The following is a 17,011-nucleotide window of genomic DNA, read 5'->3' as shown; positions in this document are numbered from 1 at the left end:
CACATGCTTGACGCTGGTCGCACCCAAGAGACCCTTCTGGAGGTCAACAACATCGAGGTGATCTACAACCACGTGATCCTCGTGCTCAAAGGGGTCAGCCTGAGTGTTCCCAAGGGCGGTATCACCGCGCTTCTCGGGGGCAACGGGGCAGGCAAGACCACCACGCTCAAGGCCATTTCCAACCTGCTGCATTCGGAGCGGGGCGAAGTGACCAAGGGCAGCATCAACTATCGCGGTGAACGCGTGCAGGATCTCGATCCTGCGGCACTCGTGAAAAAGGGCGTGATCCAGGTGATGGAAGGGCGTCACTGCTTTGAGCACCTGACCGTCGAGGAAAACCTGCTGACCGGGGCCTATACCCGGAACAGCGCGGCGGAAACCGCGCAGGATCTGGAGATGGTGTACAACTATTTCCCGCGCCTCAAGGAACGCCGCAGAAGCCAGGCCGGATATACGTCGGGCGGGGAACAACAGATGGTCGCCATTGGCCGCGCGCTGATGAGCCGTCCTGAATGTATCCTTCTGGACGAACCCAGCATGGGCCTTGCTCCGCAGCTGGTGGAACAGATCTTCAGCATCGTCAAATCGCTGAACGAAGAGCAGGGATATACCTTCCTTCTAGCCGAACAGAACACCAACGTCGCGCTGCGCTTTGCGCATTACGGCTACATCCTGGAATCTGGACGTGTGGTGATGGACGGTCCAGCCGCCGAACTGCGCGAGAACCCGGACGTCAAGGAATTCTATCTCGGCATGTCCGACGAAGGGCGCAAGTCCTTCCGTGACGTGCGCTCCTATCGCCGGCGCAAGCGCTGGCTCAGCTGAGGGCGATCACCCGTGCTGCGCGAGAAGTTCCGTCCGTATCTCCTCGATCCGCTCCAATGCCTCTTCGCGGGTGTTGCGGATGTTAGGGCGGAAACCCTGGGACTCTGCGCGCAGCCGGATATCGGCCTCGGTCTCCGATCCTGCGGCATACCGCACCGACCCCAGTGACGCGGCGACGTTCAGTCGCTTGCCGCGATAGGCATAGCGTACCCACGCCTCAGGCATGATCTGGCAGTCGTTGTAGTTGATCAGGAAGAACCACTTGCGATCGGTTTCTTTGATCCGGTCCTCGATGAAATCATAGAAATCGTCCACATCTCGGGCGTGGTGAAAGATGAAGTGAGAGAAATCGACGTCCATAACGACCGTGTCATGGTCAAAGCGCAGGCGCCGCGAAAAATCATGTTCCGTGTAGTTCGGGTCATGGCTGATGCGGGTGCGGCGCTGGCTCGGAAGTTCGGCGCTTCTCTGCATGGCCGAGGCGCGGTCGGCGAACAGGTTGGCGTCAAAGCTCTCGGTATTGGCGCTGCGTTCGATCTGGCGGCGCGTCGCTTCGCTGGCTTCAAATCGCACCGTGCCCTGGCTGTGCGCCATGTTGAGCGCGCGGCCCCGGCGGGAATGGGCCAGCCACGCGGGCTGGTCGATCTTGCAGCCGGAATAGTTGATCAAAAAGAACCACTTGGGCTCGCCGGTCTGGGCGATCCTCTCCTCGATCCGGTCGTAGACATTGTTCACGGTCGCGCTGGTGTCGAGGTGAAAGCCGGAAAAATCGACCTCCATACATTGCTCCGCTTCGTGAAAGATGATGCGCGGATCAAAGGCGTTGGTCGCCTCTTGCGTCTGGATGCCGGTCGATTCGGCCATAGGGGCACTCCTCTATTACCCAAGGGTCACACACTCACTCCCGCGTGCAGCTATGCCGCTGTGCCCGGCCCTCTTCAATTCCGCATTACGTCGCGGCAAGAACACAGGAAAAGGATGGCCACATGAGCCGGTATTTTGATGCCCTGGAAACCCGCTCCGAGGATCAGCGCGCGGCTGATCTCGCGGCGGCGCTGCCCCAGCAGATCGCGAATGCAAAGGCGTTGCCGGGTTATGGCGGCGCGCTGGCCGATGTCGATCCGGCCTCGATCACCGACATGGCCGCGCTGGCCACCCTGCCGGTGTTGCGCAAATCCGAAATCGGCAAGGCACAGGCGGCGCATGCGCCGCTGGGGGGCTATGCGGACCTGTCGCGTCCCGGCATCACCCATGTGTTCCAATCGCCGGGTCCGATCTATGAACCGGGCAGCAATGGCAATGACTGGTTCCGCTTTGGCCGTGTGTTGCACGCGGTCGGGATTGGCGCGGACGACATCGTTCAGAACTGCTTCTCTTACCACCTGACCCCGGCTGGGATCATGTTTGAAAGTGGTGCGCACGCGGTCGGCGCCAAGGTTCTGCCTGCAGGCATCGGCCAGACCGAGCTTCAGGTGCGTGCGGCCGCCGATATCGGCACGACCGCCTATGCCGGGACGCCGGACTATCTCAAGATCATCCTCGATAAGGCCGACGAGATGGGCGAAAAGCTTCGCATCACCAAGGCCACCGTCGGTGGCGGCGCCCTGTTCCCGTCGCTGCGCCAGGAATATGCCGATCGCGGTGTGACTTGCCTGCAGGGCTATGGCACCGCCGATCTCGGTTCGGTTGCTTACGAATCCGAGGCCATGGAAGGCATGATCATCGACGAAGGCGTGATCGTCGAAATCGTCACCCCCGGCACCGGCAACCCGGTCGCACCGGGCGAGGTGGGCGAAGTTGTTGTGACGTCGCTCAACCCGGATTACCCCCTTATTCGCTTTGCCACCGGCGACCTCTCCGCCGTCCTCCCCGGGCAAAGCCCTTGCGGGCGGACCAACATGCGGATCAAGGGCTGGATGGGTCGTGCCGACCAGACCGCCAAGATCAAGGGCATGTTCGTCCGTCCGGAACAGGTTGCGGCCCTCGTGGCCAAGCACGCCGAAGTGGCCAAGGCCCGCGTCATCGCCACCCGCGAAGGCGAAATGGACGTCATGACCGTGCGCATCGAGGCCGAAGGCGGTGATGCAGGCGCTTATGGAAAATCGGTGGCCGAAACGCTCAAGCTCAAGGGGGCGGTGGAAATCGTCGCGCCTGGAAGCCTGCCCAACGATGGGATCGTGATTGAGGATCAGCGTAAATACGACTGATTATCAGTCCTTTATATGGATACCTGGCGAAGGGGAGCGATATCGGATTGCTCCCCTTTGTTATTGAATATCAACCCTTAGACTTCCATCCTGTAGCCAGACACGCAACTGCAGGAGGGCGCCATGCGCACCACATCAACATGGATTATCACGGGGCTGGCCCTAAGTGTCTCAATGGGTGCGCAGGCTTCGGTTCTGACACCTTCTGTGCCCATTCAGGGGGCGCCGGCGGCATCGCTGCATTGGGATGCACAGGTTGGCGCGACCCAGCACCGCACACCCGAAGCCCGCGCGCGCGACGAAGAGGCGGAACTGGGACTCAGCTATTCCGACCGCCGGCAGATACAATCTGACCTCAAGGTGCTGGGCTATGACCCGGGTCCGGTTGACGGATCTTTCGGGCGTCTGACGCGTCGCGCCATCTGGGATTGGCAGTTTTCCATGGACCACTGGCCAAGCGGCTACCTGACACGCGATCAGGTTCGTCAGATGCGCGCTGCAGCTCGCGACAAGCGGCCCGAGCAGCGCTATAGCGAGGTCGAGGATCGGCGGTATTGGGAAACCACGGGGGCAAAATGGGGTAGCCGCGACGGCATGCGCGCCTATCTCAAGCGATACCCGAACGGGGTTTATGCGTCTTATGCCCGGGACCAGCTGGGGCAAGGTGATCGCGACGGCCGCAGGCGCGATGATGCGGCGTGGCGCGAGGCCAGCGATCAGAATACGGTGCGCGCCTACCGTGATTATCTCGAACGGTTCCCTGACGGTCGGTACGTCGATCAGGCGCGCGTTCGAATCCGCGATTTGACGGTTGGTCGCGACGAGATCGCGTGGCGTGAAGCGGGAAGTCAGAACACGGTGAGTGCCTATCGCGCCTATCTGGATCGCTTTCCGAATGGGCGCTATGCGTCGGATGCCCGGATGCGCATTCGGGAAATGACGGTAGGACAGGAAGCCGCCGCATGGCGCGATGCCAGCAATAGGGATACACCGCACGCCTACCGTGCTTATCTCGACCGCTATCCCAATGGCCGCTACGCCACACAAGCGCGGGCGCGAATCCGAGAGCTGACCTCTGGCCGGGAAGAGGCCGCGTGGGACGAGGCAAGAAACCTGAACACGGTGAACGCGTACTGGTCTTATCTTGATCGTTTCCCCCAAGGTCGATACGCCTCTGAGGCGAAGTCCCGCATTCGGCAGTTGACCTCGGATCAGGAAGAAACCAGATGGCGCGCCGCGCGCCGTCAGGACACCATCGAAGCCTATCGTGATTTCCTGCAACGCTATCCCCAAAGTCGCATGGCGCCGGAGGCGCGCAACCGGATCGCGGAACTGCGTGGGAGCAACGAAGACAGGCAGCAGGCCGAGCACCGCGCTTGGCTTGCCGCCAAGCAGGAAAACACCATCTCCGGATACCGCAACTATCTGCGTCAGTATCCAAACGGTCGCTTTTCCCAGAAAGCAAAGGCAAACATCAAGGTGCTAGAAAGACAAAAACCAGAACCTACCCCCGGCGACGCTCAGGCGCTTGAGCGCAGCATCATCAAAACGGACCGCGACATGTACAACCTTTTGGAAGGGTTGCGCCGGCTTGGCTATCTCAAGAGCAAAGCCACGACGATCACACCGGAGGTCCGAGAGGCAATCCGGCGGATGCAGCGGAAAATCAAACGTCCGACGACAGGGTATGTCGATGAACATGTCTGGAGCGTGATCGCGACGGTGATCAACAACCGCTAGGTTTGGATAGAGCTTTGCTACAAAAGAGAAAGCCGCCCCGAAGGGCGGCTTTTTCAGTTCTGTCGGATCGTCAGACCGGGCGAATTAGCCCTGGCGTGCTTTGAAGCGACGCTGGGTCTTGTTGATCACGTAAACGCGGCCCTTGCGGCGCACAACACGGCAGTCGCGGTGCCGGTTCTTGAGCGAGCGGAGCGAGTTCTTGACCTTCATGGGCCTTCTCCTCATTTCGCGGCGCGGCGTGCGCCTGTGGTTGCGGGCACCCCACGTTGTTGTGGGGCAGTGAATTCATGGTGGGCGATACTGGGATCGAACCAGTGACCCCTTCGATGTCAACGAAGTGCTCTACCGCTGAGCTAATCGCCCATGAACCGGCTTGATTGCCATGTCCCCTAACAAAAGGGGGCGCGGAAAACCGCGCCGGTGGCGGCTTCTATAAAAGGAGTCGTCGGGGGGATCAAGGGCTTTTGATACATTAGTTTTTGCGGCAATATTTTATTGGAACAGGAGTCGCAATGTCGCAAGAAGCTTATCGTATCCTTGAACCTGAAACCCGCAACTCTGCTGTGGTTTTTGCCTCTCCGCACAGTGGATGCGACTATCCGGAGTGGTTTGTACGGCGTTCCTTGCTCAATGCGCATTCGATCCGGTCTTCCGAAGACGCTTTCGTCGACATGCTATTTGATTCGGCCCCCGAAGTGGGTGCGCCTTTTCTGGTGGCCAGAGCCCCGCGCGCGTTGCTGGATTTGAATCGGTCTGCGGACGAACTTGATCCGGCGCTGATTCACGGGGTTCGCAAAGTGGGTCACAATCCGCGAATCGCGTCCGGGCTCGGGGTTATTCCCCGCGTGGTGGCAAATGGGCGTCCGATCTATCACGGCAAGATGGCGCTGGACGAGGCGAACCGGCGAATCGATACCTACTGGCGGCCCTATCATGCCGCCCTAGCAGAGCTTTTGGGCGGCGCGCATGAGATGTTTGGCCGTGCGATTCTGATTGATTGTCACTCGATGCCGCGCGAAGCCGTCGAGAACGCGTCGCGGACCAGCGGACGGCGACCCGAGATCGTGCTTGGTGATCGCTTCGGGGCAGCGGCCCACCCCGAGGTCGTCGACGAGATCGAGGCAGCTTTTGTGGAGGCGGGCTTTGCGGTCTCGCGCAATCTCCCTTTCGCAGGCGCCTTTGTGACGCAGCACTACGGACGTCCGTCACGCCGCCAACACGCGATACAGGTGGAAATAGACCGGTCGCTCTACATGGATGAAACGCGGATTGAACCGCATTCCGATTTCGAGACCTTCCGCGCCCGGCTGCGCGGTGTGATCGCCCGGATTGCAGAGATCGGTCGCCCCGAAGAGCGGCCGCTTGCGGCGGAATAGCCCCTAACGCATCGCGCGCCCTTTCAGGATCGCATCCGACCCGAAGCGTTTGCGTATCTCGTCCGTGGCGCGTTCGGCGCGGGCGCGCTGTGCCGCCTGCGGATCCAGAAGGTCGCCCGAAAGATCCGCCTGGTCTGCTGGCACAAGATCGGCCAGCCCCACCCCCAAAAGGCGATAAGGCCCCTGATCGCCCACCTGATCGAACAACCCGCGCGCCGTGCGATAAAGCGTGTCCGCCATCTGGGTCGGGTCGCGTAGACTCAGGCGGCGCGAAATCAGGCTGTGATTGGCGCGCTTGAGCTTGAGCGTGACCACCCGCCCGGCCTTGTCCTTGGCCTTGGCCCTGTCTGACACCTTTTCGGCCATGCGCCACAGGTGCCCATCCAGAATCTCCGCATCCCCGGTGTCTTCGAAAAAGGTGGTTTCGTTGCTGATGCTCTTGATCGGCGCATGTGCCGACACCTTGCGCCGATCCTGCCCACGCGCGAGATGCCACAGGCGATAGCCCATCGACCCGAACCGCGCCGTCAGGTCCTCCTGCTCCCAACGCAAGAGATCGTTGAACGTCCGTATTCCGGCCCGTTCCAGGCTGTCCTGTGCCGCAGGTCCGATTCCCCAGATCAACCGCACCGGCTTGTCACGCAGGAAGGCATCCGTTTCCGCCTTGCCAATCACTGAAAAGCCACGCGGCTTGTCGAGATCGGACGCGACCTTTGCGAGGAACTTGTTGTGACTGAGTCCAATCGAGCCGGTCACGCCCAGTTCGTCCTTCATCCGCTTCGTCAATCGCGCCAGCATCACGGCAGGCGGCGCGCCGTGCAGCTTGGCCGTCCCGCCAAGGTCCATGAAGGCTTCGTCCAGAGACAGCGGTTCAATATCCGGGGTCAATTCGTCCATCATCTTGCGAATTTCGCGGCTGACTTCGGCATAAACCGACATGCGCGGGCGGATTACCACCGCCTCGGGGCAAAGCCTGAGCGCCTGGAACATCGGCATCGCCGACCGAACCCCGCGAATCCGTGCCACGTAACAGGCGGTCGATACGACTCCACGCCGGCCACCGCCAATGATCACCGGCTTGTCCGCCAATTCCGGGTTGTCGCGCTTTTCCACGCTGGCATAAAAGGCGTCACAATCCATATGGGCGATGGTCAGGTCGAACAGTTCGTCATGCCGAACGATGCGCATGCTGCCACAGGACGGGCAGCGCCGTTCCTGATGTAGGGCGCTCAGGCAATCGCGGCAAAGAGCGGGCATGACAAGGGTCTCGAGGCAAGGAGTGGGTGACGTGAGTGTATCATTTGACGGGGACGAGGACACGGTCTTTCACGGGGCCAAGCTGGCGCTGTTCATCGGCGCCAACCTGATCACGATCCTGCGCGATGACAAGCCGGATATTCCCTGGCCTGCACATTGGGACCTGCCCGGTGGCGGGCGTGAGGGAGACGAAACCGGAGCACAGTGCGTGCTGCGCGAAACGCGTGAGGAACTTGGTTTGATCCTGCCCGAAGCTGCACTGAGTTGGGGCCGGCTCTACTGGCGCAAGGGGCGGGCCTTCTGGTTCTTTGCCGCGCAGATGCCCGCAGAAACACTGCCCCAGATTCGCTTTGGGTCAGAGGGGCAACGGTGGGAGGCGATCTCGCCGCGCGAATACCTCACGCGAGAATTGGCGATCCCGCAGTTTCAATCCCGGCTAGCGGATTACCTGGCCGAACGGGGGTAGGGGGGCGCTGCCCCCCGCCGCGCCTGGCGCGTCTCCCCCAGGGGTATTTTTGGAAAAAGAAAGAGGGCGCGCTCAGAGTGCTGCCAGTTCATCGACGATGGCCTGCGCGGCGGCGCGCGGGTCTTCTGCCTGCCAGACCGGGCGGCCCACCACGATGTGATCAGCCCCATCCGCGATGGCGCTGGACGGCGTGGCGACCCGCTTCTGGTCGCCAAGCGCAGCCCCCGTGGGGCGTACGCCGGGGGTGACGATCAGGCGGCCTGCGGCCTCGGGCAGGGCACGGATCAGCGCCGCTTCCTGGGGCGAGGCAATCACCCCGTCCGCCCCGGCTTCAAACGCCTTGGCCGCGCGTTCCTGAACCAGGTCCTGCACGTCGCCCGGTTTGATCAGGCTGGCGTCAAGGTCGCTGCGATCCAGAGAGGTCAGGATGGTCACGCCAAGGATCTTGAGATCCTTGCCTGCGGCGCCTTCCTTGGCGGCACGCACCACATGCGGGTCGCCATGTACGGTCAGGAAATCGAGATCGAACTGCGCCAACCCGCGCACAGCCGCTTCGACCGTGGCGCCGATATCGAACAGTTTCATGTCGAGGAAGATGCGCTTGCCGTGATCCTGCTTCAGCTCATTGGCGAGCGCCAGCCCGCCGCCCGTCAGCATGCCAAGGCCGATCTTGTAGAAAGACACGGCATCGCCGATGGTTTGGGCAAGCTCAAGCCCTTGAAGTGCGTTGGGCACGTCAAGGGCCACGATCAAACGGTCGTCGGACATGGGGGCGCTCCTGAATATGGGGTCGCGCCCTTTTTGCCGCCCTCGCGCGCGGCGTCAAGTCCTGCTCAGACTTCTACCGGGCAGACGCCGGGGGCAAAGGACAGCTCTTCGCGCCCGGTGCGCATCTCGGGCATGCGGCGGATCTGGCGCAAAGCCTCGCGGATCAGGTCCAACCGACCTTCGGTTTCTTTCTTCTCCGGCGCGCTGGGAACCGCGCACAACAGGTTCACGTCACGCGCGTCTGCGTGAAGCGACACCACGGCACTCAGCTCTCCCAGGGACTGGCGATAGGTCGGGTTGGAAATCTGGATATCGGTGACGTACATGGCGCCCTCACTTGTTTGCTGCTCGTTTGGCAAGGGTGGCGCGAAAATGCGGCGAAATTGGTCTGCAAGCGGGGAAATATGGGCGCTTTTCCGGGGCGACGGCCTGCGGCAAAAACACTGTCACGATCTCTTGAACATGACGCCATCGCGCACCAAATTGAACCTGAGGCCCGAAACGGGGCGTGCCGCTAAGCGGGCGCCAAACAGACCCGGGCGCTTATGAGAAGGAGAAGAACGATGGACTTGAGCAAGTTCACGGAGCGGTCGCGCGGCTTTATTCAGGCAGCTCAAACGATCGCCATGCGGGAAAACCACCAGCGTCTGGTGCCCGAACATCTTTTGAAAGCATTGATGGATGATGATCAGGGGCTCGCCGCCAACCTGATTAAACGTGCCGGTGGCGCGCCCGAGCGCGTACGCGAAGCGGTTGAGGCCGCGATGGCCAAGATTCCGCAGGTGAGCGGCGATACCGGCCAGCCTTATCTCGACAACACGACGGCCAAAGTGCTGAGCGAAGCGGAAGCGATTGCCAAGAAGGCGGGCGATAGCTTTGTACCGGTCGAGCGCATTCTGATGGCGCTGGTCATGGTGAAATCCAAGGCCCGCGAGGCGCTGGAGGCAGGCGCGGTCAATGCGCAGGCGCTGAATGCCGCGATAAATGATATCCGCAAGGGGCGCACCGCCGACAGCGCGTCGGCGGAAGAGGGCTATGACGCGCTCAAGAAATACGCGCGTGACCTGACCGATGCGGCCGCCGAGGGCAAGATCGACCCGATCATTGGCCGCGACGATGAGATTCGCCGCGCGATGCAGGTCTTGAGCCGCCGGACCAAGAACAACCCGGTTCTCATCGGGGAACCCGGCGTGGGTAAGACCGCGATTGCCGAGGGTATGGCGTTGCGTATCGTCAATGGCGACGTGCCGGAATCCTTGCGCAACAAGAAGCTTCTGGCGCTCGACATGGGTGCGCTGATTGCCGGTGCGAAATACCGCGGTGAATTCGAAGAACGCCTCAAGGCGGTTCTGACCGAAGTGACCGAGGCTGCGGGCGAAATCATCCTCTTTATCGACGAGATGCACACGCTTGTGGGCGCGGGCAAAACCGATGGCGCGATGGATGCGGCCAACCTCATCAAACCGGCGCTGGCGCGGGGTGAGTTGCATTGTATCGGTGCGACCACGCTGGATGAGTACCGCAAATACGTGGAAAAGGACGCAGCCCTTGCCCGTCGTTTCCAGCCGGTGATGATCGAGGAACCGACCGTCGAGGACACGATCTCGATCCTGCGTGGTATTAAGGAGAAATACGAACTGCACCACGGTGTCCGCATCTCGGACAGCGCGCTGGTGGCGGCGTCGACCCTCTCCAACCGCTACATCACCGACCGGTTCCTGCCGGACAAGGCGATCGACCTCGTGGACGAGGCCGCAAGCCGTCTGCGCATGGAAGTGGACAGCAAACCCGAAGAACTCGACGCGCTCGACCGCCAGATCCTGCAATTGCAGATCGAGGAAGAGGCGCTCAAGCTTGAGGATGATGCGGCGTCCAAGGACCGGCTCGAAACCCTGCAAAAGGATCTTGCTGATCTTCAGGACAAATCCGCCGAGATGACTGCCCAATGGCAGGCGGGCCGTGACAAGCTGGCGTCGGCGCGAGACCTCAAGGAGCAGCTCGACCAGGCGCGGGCCGATCTGGATATCGCCAAGCGCGAAGGCAATCTCGCCAAGGCGGGTGAGCTGTCTTATGGCGTGATCCCGAACCTTGAAAAGCAGCTTTCCGAGGCCGAAGAAGCCGAGGGCGACATGATGGTCGAAGAGGCCGTGCGCCCCGAGCAGATCGCGCAGGTGGTCGAGCGTTGGACGGGTATTCCCACCTCGAAAATGCTCGAAGGCGAACGCGAAAAGCTTCTCCGCATGGAAGACGATCTGCATCGTCGCGTCATCGGTCAGAACAGCGCGGTCACTGCCGTTGCAAACGCCGTGCGCCGCGCGCGCGCGGGCCTGAACGACGAAAATCGTCCGCTGGGGTCGTTCCTGTTCCTTGGCCCGACGGGTGTGGGTAAGACCGAACTGACCAAGGCCGTGGCCGAGTTCCTGTTCGATGATGACAGCGCCATGGTGCGGATCGATATGTCCGAGTTCATGGAGAAGCATTCGGTTGCCCGCCTGATCGGTGCGCCTCCGGGCTATGTCGGCTATGACGAAGGCGGTGTGTTGACCGAGGCCGTGCGGCGGCGCCCCTATCAGGTGGTGCTGTTTGACGAGGTCGAAAAGGCACACCCGGATGTGTTCAACGTGCTGTTGCAGGTGCTTGATGACGGCGTTCTGACCGATGGTCAGGGCCGCACCGTGGACTTCAAGCAGACGCTGATCATCCTGACGTCCAATCTTGGTGCGCAGGCGCTGAGCCAATTGCCGGACGGGGCGGATGCCTCGGATGCCAAGCGGGACGTGATGGATGCCGTGCGCGCCCATTTCCGCCCCGAGTTCCTCAACCGTCTGGATGAGACCATCATCTTTGATCGTCTGGCCCGTGCGGACATGGATGGCATCGTCGACATTCAGCTTGGCCTGCTCAAGAAACGCCTCGCCGGTCGCAAGATCGAAATCGTGCTGGATGAGGCGGCCAAGACCTGGCTGGCGGACGAAGGCTATGACCCTGTATTCGGCGCACGTCCTCTGAAGCGCGTGATCCAGCGTGCCCTGCAAAACCCTCTGGCCGAGGCGATTCTGGCTGGCGATATTCGCGATGGCGACACCGTCCCGGTGAGCGCCGGCGTAGAAGGGCTGATCATCGGCGACCGGGTTGGCACAACAGATCGGCCCAAGCCGGACGATGCCGTGGTGCACTGATCTGGCTCAGGTAAGACATGAATAAGCCCCGGGTTTTTGCCCGGGGCTTTTTCGCGCGCCAAAACCCGCCAATGGGACCAGGCGGCGCAACGCAAAAGCAATGGGATGTCTTGTTTCCCAATTTGAACTTGCCCAGCGACAAGATGAAAACGACATCGGGTCGCGTGTGGGAAAGAAGCATCTCGAAATCCGTGCTGGCTGATTGTGAACAACGTGAGCAATCCCGATGCATGAACGCCGAATACCCGAATGGCTTCGCCATGCGCCCGCGCCAAGTGTGCGTGGATTTGCCATTCTGGCAGGAACGGAAGCAATCGCCAGAGGGATGCTGGTATCGGTCATGCCGCTCGTCATGTACGGCGCGCTCAGCGATGCGCGTACCGTGTCAAAAGTCTACTTCATCATAGGCGCGATCTCTCTCCTGATCGGTCTGCTCATTCCCTACCTGATCCGTTTTATCCCACGGCGGTGGGTGTACGTGCTGGGGGCGCTGATGTTCATGTCTGGTGCCGGGATCGCGACCTTGGCAACGCCCGCCACGGCCATTGCCGGGCTTGCACTTACGACTTTCGCGGTTGTGACAACGTTTGTGTGTTTCAATGCCTATGTTCTCGACCACGTCGCCAAGATCGAACTCAGCAAATTCGAAACATCACGTCTTTTCTATAGTGCGCTTGGTTGGACTGTCGGGCCTGCGCTCGGTGCGTTTCTCTATGACTGGTGGCGACCCGCACCTTTTCTGATCGCGGCTGCTGCATCGGGTGCCATGTTGCTCATCTTTCTTGTGATGCGCCTCGGAAACGGCAAGTTGATCGCCAAGAGCCGACGTGCTCCCACCAATCCCTTCGCCTATTTCGGGCGGTTCGTCGCTCAACCACGATTGGTCGCCGGGTGGATTTTTGCTGTTGTGCGGTCCTGCGGCTGGTGGGTCTATGTGGTCTATCTGCCGATCTACGCGGTCCAGAACGGGCTCGGCAGTCAACTTGGGGGCATTGCCTTGTCGATGTCCAACGCCGCATTGTTCTTTACGCCGCTGATGCTGCGGTTCATGCAGCGCAGATCGGTGCGCGCCGCAGTCAGAATTGGATTTCTGATGTCGGGGGCGCTGTTCTTTCTGGCTGGTATGCCATTTGGCGTCCCCGAGATAGCGATTATCCTGCTGATGATGGGGTCCATCTTCCTAATTCTGCTCGATGTGTCCGCGGGCCTGCCTTTCCTTCTTGCGGTCAAGCCATCCGAACGCACGGAAATGTCTGCCATCTATTCCAGTTTTCGCGATGTATCAGGCATCCTAACCCCCGGTGCCGCGTGGGTCGTGCTTCTTTTTTCTCCTTTGGCCGGGGTATTCACCGCAGGTGGAGCGGGGCTGCTTCTCACTTGGGTCCTTGCCCGCAAATTGCATCCGCGGCTCGGTCAGGCGCGCATTTCCGTTGAAAGCGGACCCATCGAACAGGTCGAAGAGGTTCAGGCGGCGTTTGGCCTGCCTGAGATGCGCGAGAGCCAAGCCAAACCCCATCACTTGGCGCCGGATCAATCCTAGCGACGTGTCGTGAACGCATGTCGCGACAACAGGAGTTGTCGGATCAGGGCGGCCATTCAAGGTGAGGGCGCGCTTGGAGCAGCGCGAACCCAGGAGGCCAACCCTGAACCTGACTCGAGTTCAAGAGAGTCTGGAGTCTCAAGAACGGAGAACCCTACTCCCCAATCGCCTCTTTGACGATCTCGTCCAGCATCATCTGCACTTCCTTCATCGGCCCATCGGGCATTGCGCGATAGCCGATGGTGGTCTGCGCGTCGCCCGGTTTCTGCATCACGAAGATGCCATAGGGGCAGAACTGGAGGTTCATAGGATCCGCTTCCATTACCTTGCGCGACAGGGCGGCGGAGCAAAAACTATAGACCTCGGCGCGGGTGAAGATGGTAACGTCCGAGCCGACATCTTCCTTGGTGCGCTCAAGCATGGCGCCGACGTGGCTCACTGCATCAATTACCAGTCCCCGGTCAGTGATCGCGCTTTCAAGGCCAAATGTGACGTCGTCATAATCCTGGTCAACGGTGTAGGTAACTGCGGTTTCAGCCAAGCCAACCGTGGCGGTCAACGCCAGTCCGGCGGCCAACAAGAACGATTTCATGGTTATTCCTCCCCATTTCTGTGTGAACGTGTCTTGCGACAAATTCTTCATCACGACACTCTATCAACACGTCCCGGATCGACTTTGACGCATATCAAAAAGGAATAACAGATATGAATGTTTCAATGGAAAGCGCCTTTGATATCGTCGAGTTTCTCGGGCTCATGTTTGTTCTGCTTTTTGGCCTTGTGCTGGTGATTGCGGCGGTGATGTTCGTGATCGACCGTCATCAGACCGAGGACGCGATCCGGCGTAACTACCCGGTTATCGGGCGGTTCCGGCACCTGTTCACGGAACTGGGCGAGTTTTTCCGGCAGTATTTCTTTGCCATGGACCGCGAGGAACTGCCCTTCAACCGGGCGCAGCGCGAATGGGTGGCGCGCGCGGGCAGCGGCTCCAGCAACACCGTTGCTTTCGGGTCGACCCGCAGCCTCGACGTCCCCGGCACCCCAATCTTCGTGAACGCACCCTTTCCGCCGTTGGATGATCAATATGCCAAGACCGAACCGCTTCTGATCGGCCCAACCGCGCGCAAGCCGTTCCTTGCACCCTCGATCTTCAACATCTCGGGCATGAGCTATGGCGCGATTTCCAAACCGGCGGTACAGGCGCTCAGCCGGGGCGCCAAGGAGGCTGGGATCTGGCTCAACACGGGCGAGGGTGGCGTGTCGCCGTTTCACCTCGAAGGCGGTTGTGACCTCGTGTTCCAGATAGGGACGGCAAAATATGGGGTGCGTGACAAGGATGGCGGGCTGAGCGACGAAAAGCTGCGCGCCGTCGCCGCGCATGACACGATCCGCATGTTCGAAATCAAGATGGCGCAGGGGGCCAAACCCGGCAAGGGCGGCATCCTGCCGGGCGAAAAGGTCAACGAAGAGATCGCTCAGATCCGCGGGCTCGAAGTGGGGCAGGACGGTATCTCACCCAACCGCCATCGCGAGATCGACAATTACGACCACCTGCTCGACATGATTGTCCGCATTCGCGAGGTCACCGGCAAACCCGTGGGCATCAAGACCGTTGTCGGGGCCGAAGACACTTTCCGCGAGCTGTTTGAAACCATCGCCCGACGCGGGTCGGACGCGGCGCCGGATTTCATCACCATAGACGGCGGCGAAGGCGGCACGGGCGCCGCGCCCATGCCGCTGATCGACCTTGTCGGCATGCCCGTGCGCGAGGCGCTGCCGCTGATCACCAACCTGCGTGACGAATTTCACCTCAAGGACCGCATTCGCCTGATTGCCAGCGGCAAGCTGGTCAATCCCGGCGACGTGGCCTGGGCGCTGGCGGCTGGCGCGGATTTTGTCACCTCGGCGCGCGGCTTCATGTTCGCGCTGGGCTGTATCCAGGCGCTCAAATGCAACAAGAATACCTGCCCGACCGGGATCACCACCCATGATCCCCGTTTCCAGAAGGGGCTGGTGGTCGAACGCAAATACAAACGGGTCGCGCTTTATGCCAAGGGCATCATTCACGAGGTTGAAACCATCGCGCATTCCGTGGGTGTGTCCGAGCCGCGCTTGCTGCGTCGCCGGCATGTACGTCTGGTCCAGCCCAACGGCCGCTCGATCCCGATGAACAAGATCTATCCAAGTTACAACATGACCACGCCATCGTGAGACGACGTGTTTGGCCCCGCGCCGCCAAACTGCGCTAGGACCAGACAAGACCAAAGACCAAGAGGACAAGATGGCAAAGCGTTGGACAAATGATCTGGCCCCGGGGGATGTGACGCCGGAATCCCATTATCTGAACCGTCGACAGATCATGGCGGGGATCGCCGGGCTGGGACTGGCTGGGCTGGCCGCACCTGCACGGGCTGCCGGCGCACTTGAGCCGTCGCCTTGGGACGTGATCACCCAGTACAACAACTTCTATGAATTCGGCACGGGCAAGGACGACCCGGCGAAATACGCCCACGCGCTGACAACCGACCCTTGGTCGATCCGGATAGACGGCATGGTGCACAATCCGGGCGACTATGCGCTGGGCGAAATCCTGTCGAAGATGACCATGGAAGAACGCATCTATCGCTTCCGCTGTGTCGAGGCTTGGTCGATGGTGGTGCCGTGGAACGGGTTCGAGCTTAAGGATCTGCTGGATCTGGCCGGTGTGAAACCCGAAGCAAAATACGTGGCGATGGAAACACTCTATCGTCCCGAGGAAATGCGCGGACAACGCACGCCGTTCATCGAATGGCCCTATGTCGAAGGGCTGCGACTTGACGAGGCGATGCATCCGCTGACCCTGATGGCGACCGGGATATATGGCAAACCTCTGCCCAATCAGAACGGCGCACCGCTGCGCCTCGTGGTGCCGTGGAAATATGGATTCAAGTCGATCAAGTCGATCGTGCGCATCACCCTCACCGACAAAGAGCCGCCAACCAGCTGGAACCGCGCGATCCCGAACGAATACAAGTTCTATAGCAATGTGAACCCGACCGTGGATCACCCGCGCTGGAGTCAGGCCACCGAACGTCCGATCGGCGGCGGCCTGTTTGCCAAGCGTCAGCCAACCCTGATGTTCAATGGCTACGAGAAAGAGGTCGCTTCACTTTACCAGGGCATGGACCTGAGGGTGCATTTTTGACACCGACACTGACATCCGAACTGACATGCCCTGAATGCAGGTATGTCGAGCGATTCACGATGCCCGAGGATGCATGCCAGTGGTTTCTGGAATGCCCGGCCTGTCATGTGGTCCTGCGACCCAAGGCCGGGGATTGCTGTGTCTTCTGTTCTTATGGAACAGAACCCTGCCCACCGGTTCAAAAAGGCGAGGGGTGCTGCGGATGAATGCGCGTTCGGGTCACATGCTCTTTTGTGCGCGAAGAAGCGTCCACGGAACGATTGCACCGTTGTTGGCATTGTCGTGCGCAATCTCCTGCATGTCCTGAAGAAAGCGGGTGCGATGGGCGAGGTATTTGGGAATGCAGAGCGGTGCCTGATCCTCAAAGCTCATAACGAGAACCGGTTTGCTTGCCTGCGGTTTGATGTCGGTCAGCCCTTCAAGGCGACGGCATTGCCACGTCAGGTTAAGCCCATATGCGGTGATATAC

The 17,011-nt window shown here is 60.6% G+C and carries 17 protein-coding genes and 1 tRNA gene (1 of these 18 cut by a window edge); 10 read left to right on the top strand and 8 right to left on the bottom strand.

Annotated elements, in window-relative coordinates:
• Positions 1-3 precede the first annotated feature (3 nt).
• Entirely contained in the window at positions 4-825 is an 822-nt protein-coding gene (locus BMZ35_RS17940) for an ABC transporter ATP-binding protein (protein ID WP_093095914.1), read from the top strand.
• A 6-nt stretch (positions 826-831) separates the two neighbouring features.
• Here the strand turns inward: BMZ35_RS17940 and BMZ35_RS17935 are convergent, their stop codons facing one another.
• Entirely contained in the window at positions 832-1,689 is an 858-nt protein-coding gene (locus BMZ35_RS17935) for a hypothetical protein (protein ID WP_093095913.1), read from the bottom strand.
• Between the two features lie 122 nt (positions 1,690-1,811).
• Between BMZ35_RS17935 and BMZ35_RS17930 the strand changes: the two genes are divergently transcribed.
• Both BMZ35_RS17930 and BMZ35_RS17925 read left to right on the top strand, forming a co-directional pair.
• Positions 1,812-3,032 (top strand): phenylacetate--CoA ligase family protein, encoded by a 1,221-nt coding sequence (locus BMZ35_RS17930; protein WP_093095910.1) that lies wholly within the window; start codon positions 1,812-1,814, stop codon positions 3,030-3,032.
• Between the two features lie 123 nt (positions 3,033-3,155).
• On the top strand, positions 3,156-4,772 hold the full coding sequence (locus tag BMZ35_RS17925; protein ID WP_093095907.1) for a peptidoglycan-binding protein: 1,617 nt from the start codon (positions 3,156-3,158) through the stop codon (positions 4,770-4,772).
• Positions 4,773-4,856: 84 nt separating this feature from the next.
• Here BMZ35_RS17925 and ykgO read toward each other — a convergent pair whose 3' ends face one another.
• Complete coding sequence (gene ykgO, locus BMZ35_RS17920; RefSeq protein WP_008562923.1) at positions 4,857-4,982, bottom strand: type B 50S ribosomal protein L36; 126 nt, start codon at positions 4,980-4,982, stop codon at positions 4,857-4,859.
• Positions 4,983-5,060: 78 nt separating this feature from the next.
• Positions 5,061-5,135, bottom strand: a tRNA-Val gene (locus BMZ35_RS17915).
• A 149-nt stretch (positions 5,136-5,284) separates the two neighbouring features.
• Here BMZ35_RS17915 and BMZ35_RS17910 point away from each other — a divergent pair.
• A complete protein-coding gene (locus BMZ35_RS17910) occupies positions 5,285-6,148 on the top strand; it encodes an N-formylglutamate amidohydrolase (RefSeq protein ID WP_093095905.1) in 864 nt (287 codons plus the stop codon).
• 3 nt (positions 6,149-6,151) lie between these two features.
• On the opposite strand, the gene BMZ35_RS17905 is transcribed toward BMZ35_RS17910, so the two are convergent.
• Complete coding sequence (locus BMZ35_RS17905) at positions 6,152-7,405, bottom strand: DNA polymerase IV (RefSeq protein WP_093095900.1); 1,254 nt, start codon at positions 7,403-7,405, stop codon at positions 6,152-6,154.
• Positions 7,406-7,436: 31 nt separating this feature from the next.
• On the opposite strand from BMZ35_RS17905, the gene BMZ35_RS17900 reads away from it, so the two are divergent.
• Positions 7,437-7,871, top strand: coding sequence for an NUDIX hydrolase (locus tag BMZ35_RS17900; RefSeq protein ID WP_242654846.1), 435 nt, complete (start codon positions 7,437-7,439; stop codon positions 7,869-7,871).
• Between the two features lie 72 nt (positions 7,872-7,943).
• Here BMZ35_RS17900 and pyrF read toward each other — a convergent pair whose 3' ends face one another.
• Both pyrF and BMZ35_RS17890 read right to left on the bottom strand, forming a co-directional pair.
• Positions 7,944-8,639, bottom strand: coding sequence for an orotidine-5'-phosphate decarboxylase (gene pyrF / locus BMZ35_RS17895; RefSeq protein WP_093095893.1), 696 nt, complete (start codon positions 8,637-8,639; stop codon positions 7,944-7,946).
• A 65-nt stretch (positions 8,640-8,704) separates the two neighbouring features.
• Positions 8,705-8,965 (bottom strand): hypothetical protein, encoded by a 261-nt coding sequence (locus tag BMZ35_RS17890; RefSeq protein ID WP_093095892.1) that lies wholly within the window; start codon positions 8,963-8,965, stop codon positions 8,705-8,707.
• Positions 8,966-9,202: 237 nt separating this feature from the next.
• Here BMZ35_RS17890 and clpB point away from each other — a divergent pair, with 237 nt between their 5' ends.
• Both clpB and BMZ35_RS17880 read left to right on the top strand, forming a co-directional pair.
• Entirely contained in the window at positions 9,203-11,818 is a 2,616-nt protein-coding gene (gene clpB / locus BMZ35_RS17885; protein WP_093095887.1) for an ATP-dependent chaperone ClpB, read from the top strand.
• Between the two features lie 226 nt (positions 11,819-12,044).
• The gene (locus tag BMZ35_RS17880) at positions 12,045-13,358 is read left to right on the top strand and encodes an MFS transporter (RefSeq protein ID WP_093095884.1); all 1,314 of its coding nucleotides are present in this window, start codon (positions 12,045-12,047) and stop codon (positions 13,356-13,358) included.
• Between the two features lie 154 nt (positions 13,359-13,512).
• On the opposite strand, the gene BMZ35_RS17875 is transcribed toward BMZ35_RS17880, so the two are convergent.
• Positions 13,513-13,950: a DUF302 domain-containing protein gene (locus BMZ35_RS17875; protein ID WP_093095881.1), complete on the bottom strand. Its 438-nt coding sequence runs from the start codon at positions 13,948-13,950 to the stop codon at positions 13,513-13,515.
• A 113-nt stretch (positions 13,951-14,063) separates the two neighbouring features.
• Between BMZ35_RS17875 and BMZ35_RS17870 the strand changes: the two genes are divergently transcribed.
• The 3 genes from BMZ35_RS17870 to BMZ35_RS21220 all read left to right on the top strand — a co-directional run bounded on the left by BMZ35_RS17870 (position 14,064) and on the right by BMZ35_RS21220 (position 16,748).
• A complete protein-coding gene (locus BMZ35_RS17870; protein WP_423227766.1) occupies positions 14,064-15,569 on the top strand; it encodes an FMN-binding glutamate synthase family protein in 1,506 nt (501 codons plus the stop codon).
• A gap of 70 nt (positions 15,570-15,639) precedes the next feature.
• The gene (msrP, locus tag BMZ35_RS17865; RefSeq protein WP_093096176.1) at positions 15,640-16,542 is read left to right on the top strand and encodes a protein-methionine-sulfoxide reductase catalytic subunit MsrP; all 903 of its coding nucleotides are present in this window, start codon (positions 15,640-15,642) and stop codon (positions 16,540-16,542) included.
• Positions 16,539-16,748 (top strand): GDCCVxC domain-containing (seleno)protein, encoded by a 210-nt coding sequence (locus tag BMZ35_RS21220; protein WP_093095872.1) that lies wholly within the window; start codon positions 16,539-16,541, stop codon positions 16,746-16,748. Before msrP ends, BMZ35_RS21220 begins: the two co-directional genes overlap by 4 nt.
• A gap of 13 nt (positions 16,749-16,761) precedes the next feature.
• Here BMZ35_RS21220 and BMZ35_RS17855 read toward each other — a convergent pair whose 3' ends face one another.
• On the bottom strand, positions 16,762-17,011 hold the 3' end of the coding sequence (locus BMZ35_RS17855) for a hypothetical protein (protein WP_093095869.1). Its footprint extends 407 nt past the window's final position; only the last 250 of its 657 coding nucleotides appear in the window; its start codon lies off the right edge, out of view — the gene reads right to left on this strand; it ends in the stop codon at positions 16,762-16,764.

The organism is Shimia aestuarii, assembly GCF_900114635.1.
GTDB classification, from domain to species: Bacteria; Pseudomonadota; Alphaproteobacteria; order Rhodobacterales; family Rhodobacteraceae; genus Shimia; species Shimia aestuarii.
The sequence above is the reverse complement of the archived record's forward strand: the minus strand, read 5'-3'. Positions and strand labels throughout refer to the sequence as shown.

Excerpts from the sequence above, each read along its gene's own strand:
- BMZ35_RS17940 (WP_093095914.1), top strand. The coding sequence starts at position 4 with ATGCTTGACGCTGGTCGCACCCAAGAGACCCTTCTGGAGGTCAACAAC.
- BMZ35_RS17935 (WP_093095913.1), bottom strand. The coding sequence starts at position 1,689 with ATGGCCGAATCGACCGGCATCCAGACGCAAGAGGCGACCAACGCCTTT.
- BMZ35_RS17930 (WP_093095910.1), top strand. The coding sequence starts at position 1,812 with ATGAGCCGGTATTTTGATGCCCTGGAAACCCGCTCCGAGGATCAGCGC.
- BMZ35_RS17925 (WP_093095907.1), top strand. The coding sequence starts at position 3,156 with ATGCGCACCACATCAACATGGATTATCACGGGGCTGGCCCTAAGTGTC.
- ykgO (WP_008562923.1), bottom strand. The coding sequence starts at position 4,982 with ATGAAGGTCAAGAACTCGCTCCGCTCGCTCAAGAACCGGCACCGCGAC.
- BMZ35_RS17910 (WP_093095905.1), top strand. The coding sequence starts at position 5,285 with ATGTCGCAAGAAGCTTATCGTATCCTTGAACCTGAAACCCGCAACTCT.
- BMZ35_RS17905 (WP_093095900.1), bottom strand. The coding sequence starts at position 7,405 with ATGCCCGCTCTTTGCCGCGATTGCCTGAGCGCCCTACATCAGGAACGG.
- pyrF (WP_093095893.1), bottom strand. The coding sequence starts at position 8,639 with ATGTCCGACGACCGTTTGATCGTGGCCCTTGACGTGCCCAACGCACTT.
- BMZ35_RS17890 (WP_093095892.1), bottom strand. The coding sequence starts at position 8,965 with ATGTACGTCACCGATATCCAGATTTCCAACCCGACCTATCGCCAGTCC.
- clpB (WP_093095887.1), top strand. The coding sequence starts at position 9,203 with ATGGACTTGAGCAAGTTCACGGAGCGGTCGCGCGGCTTTATTCAGGCA.
- BMZ35_RS17880 (WP_093095884.1), top strand. The coding sequence starts at position 12,045 with ATGCATGAACGCCGAATACCCGAATGGCTTCGCCATGCGCCCGCGCCA.
- BMZ35_RS17875 (WP_093095881.1), bottom strand. The coding sequence starts at position 13,950 with ATGAAATCGTTCTTGTTGGCCGCCGGACTGGCGTTGACCGCCACGGTT.
- BMZ35_RS17870 (WP_423227766.1), top strand. The coding sequence starts at position 14,064 with ATGAATGTTTCAATGGAAAGCGCCTTTGATATCGTCGAGTTTCTCGGG.
- msrP (WP_093096176.1), top strand. The coding sequence starts at position 15,640 with ATGGCAAAGCGTTGGACAAATGATCTGGCCCCGGGGGATGTGACGCCG.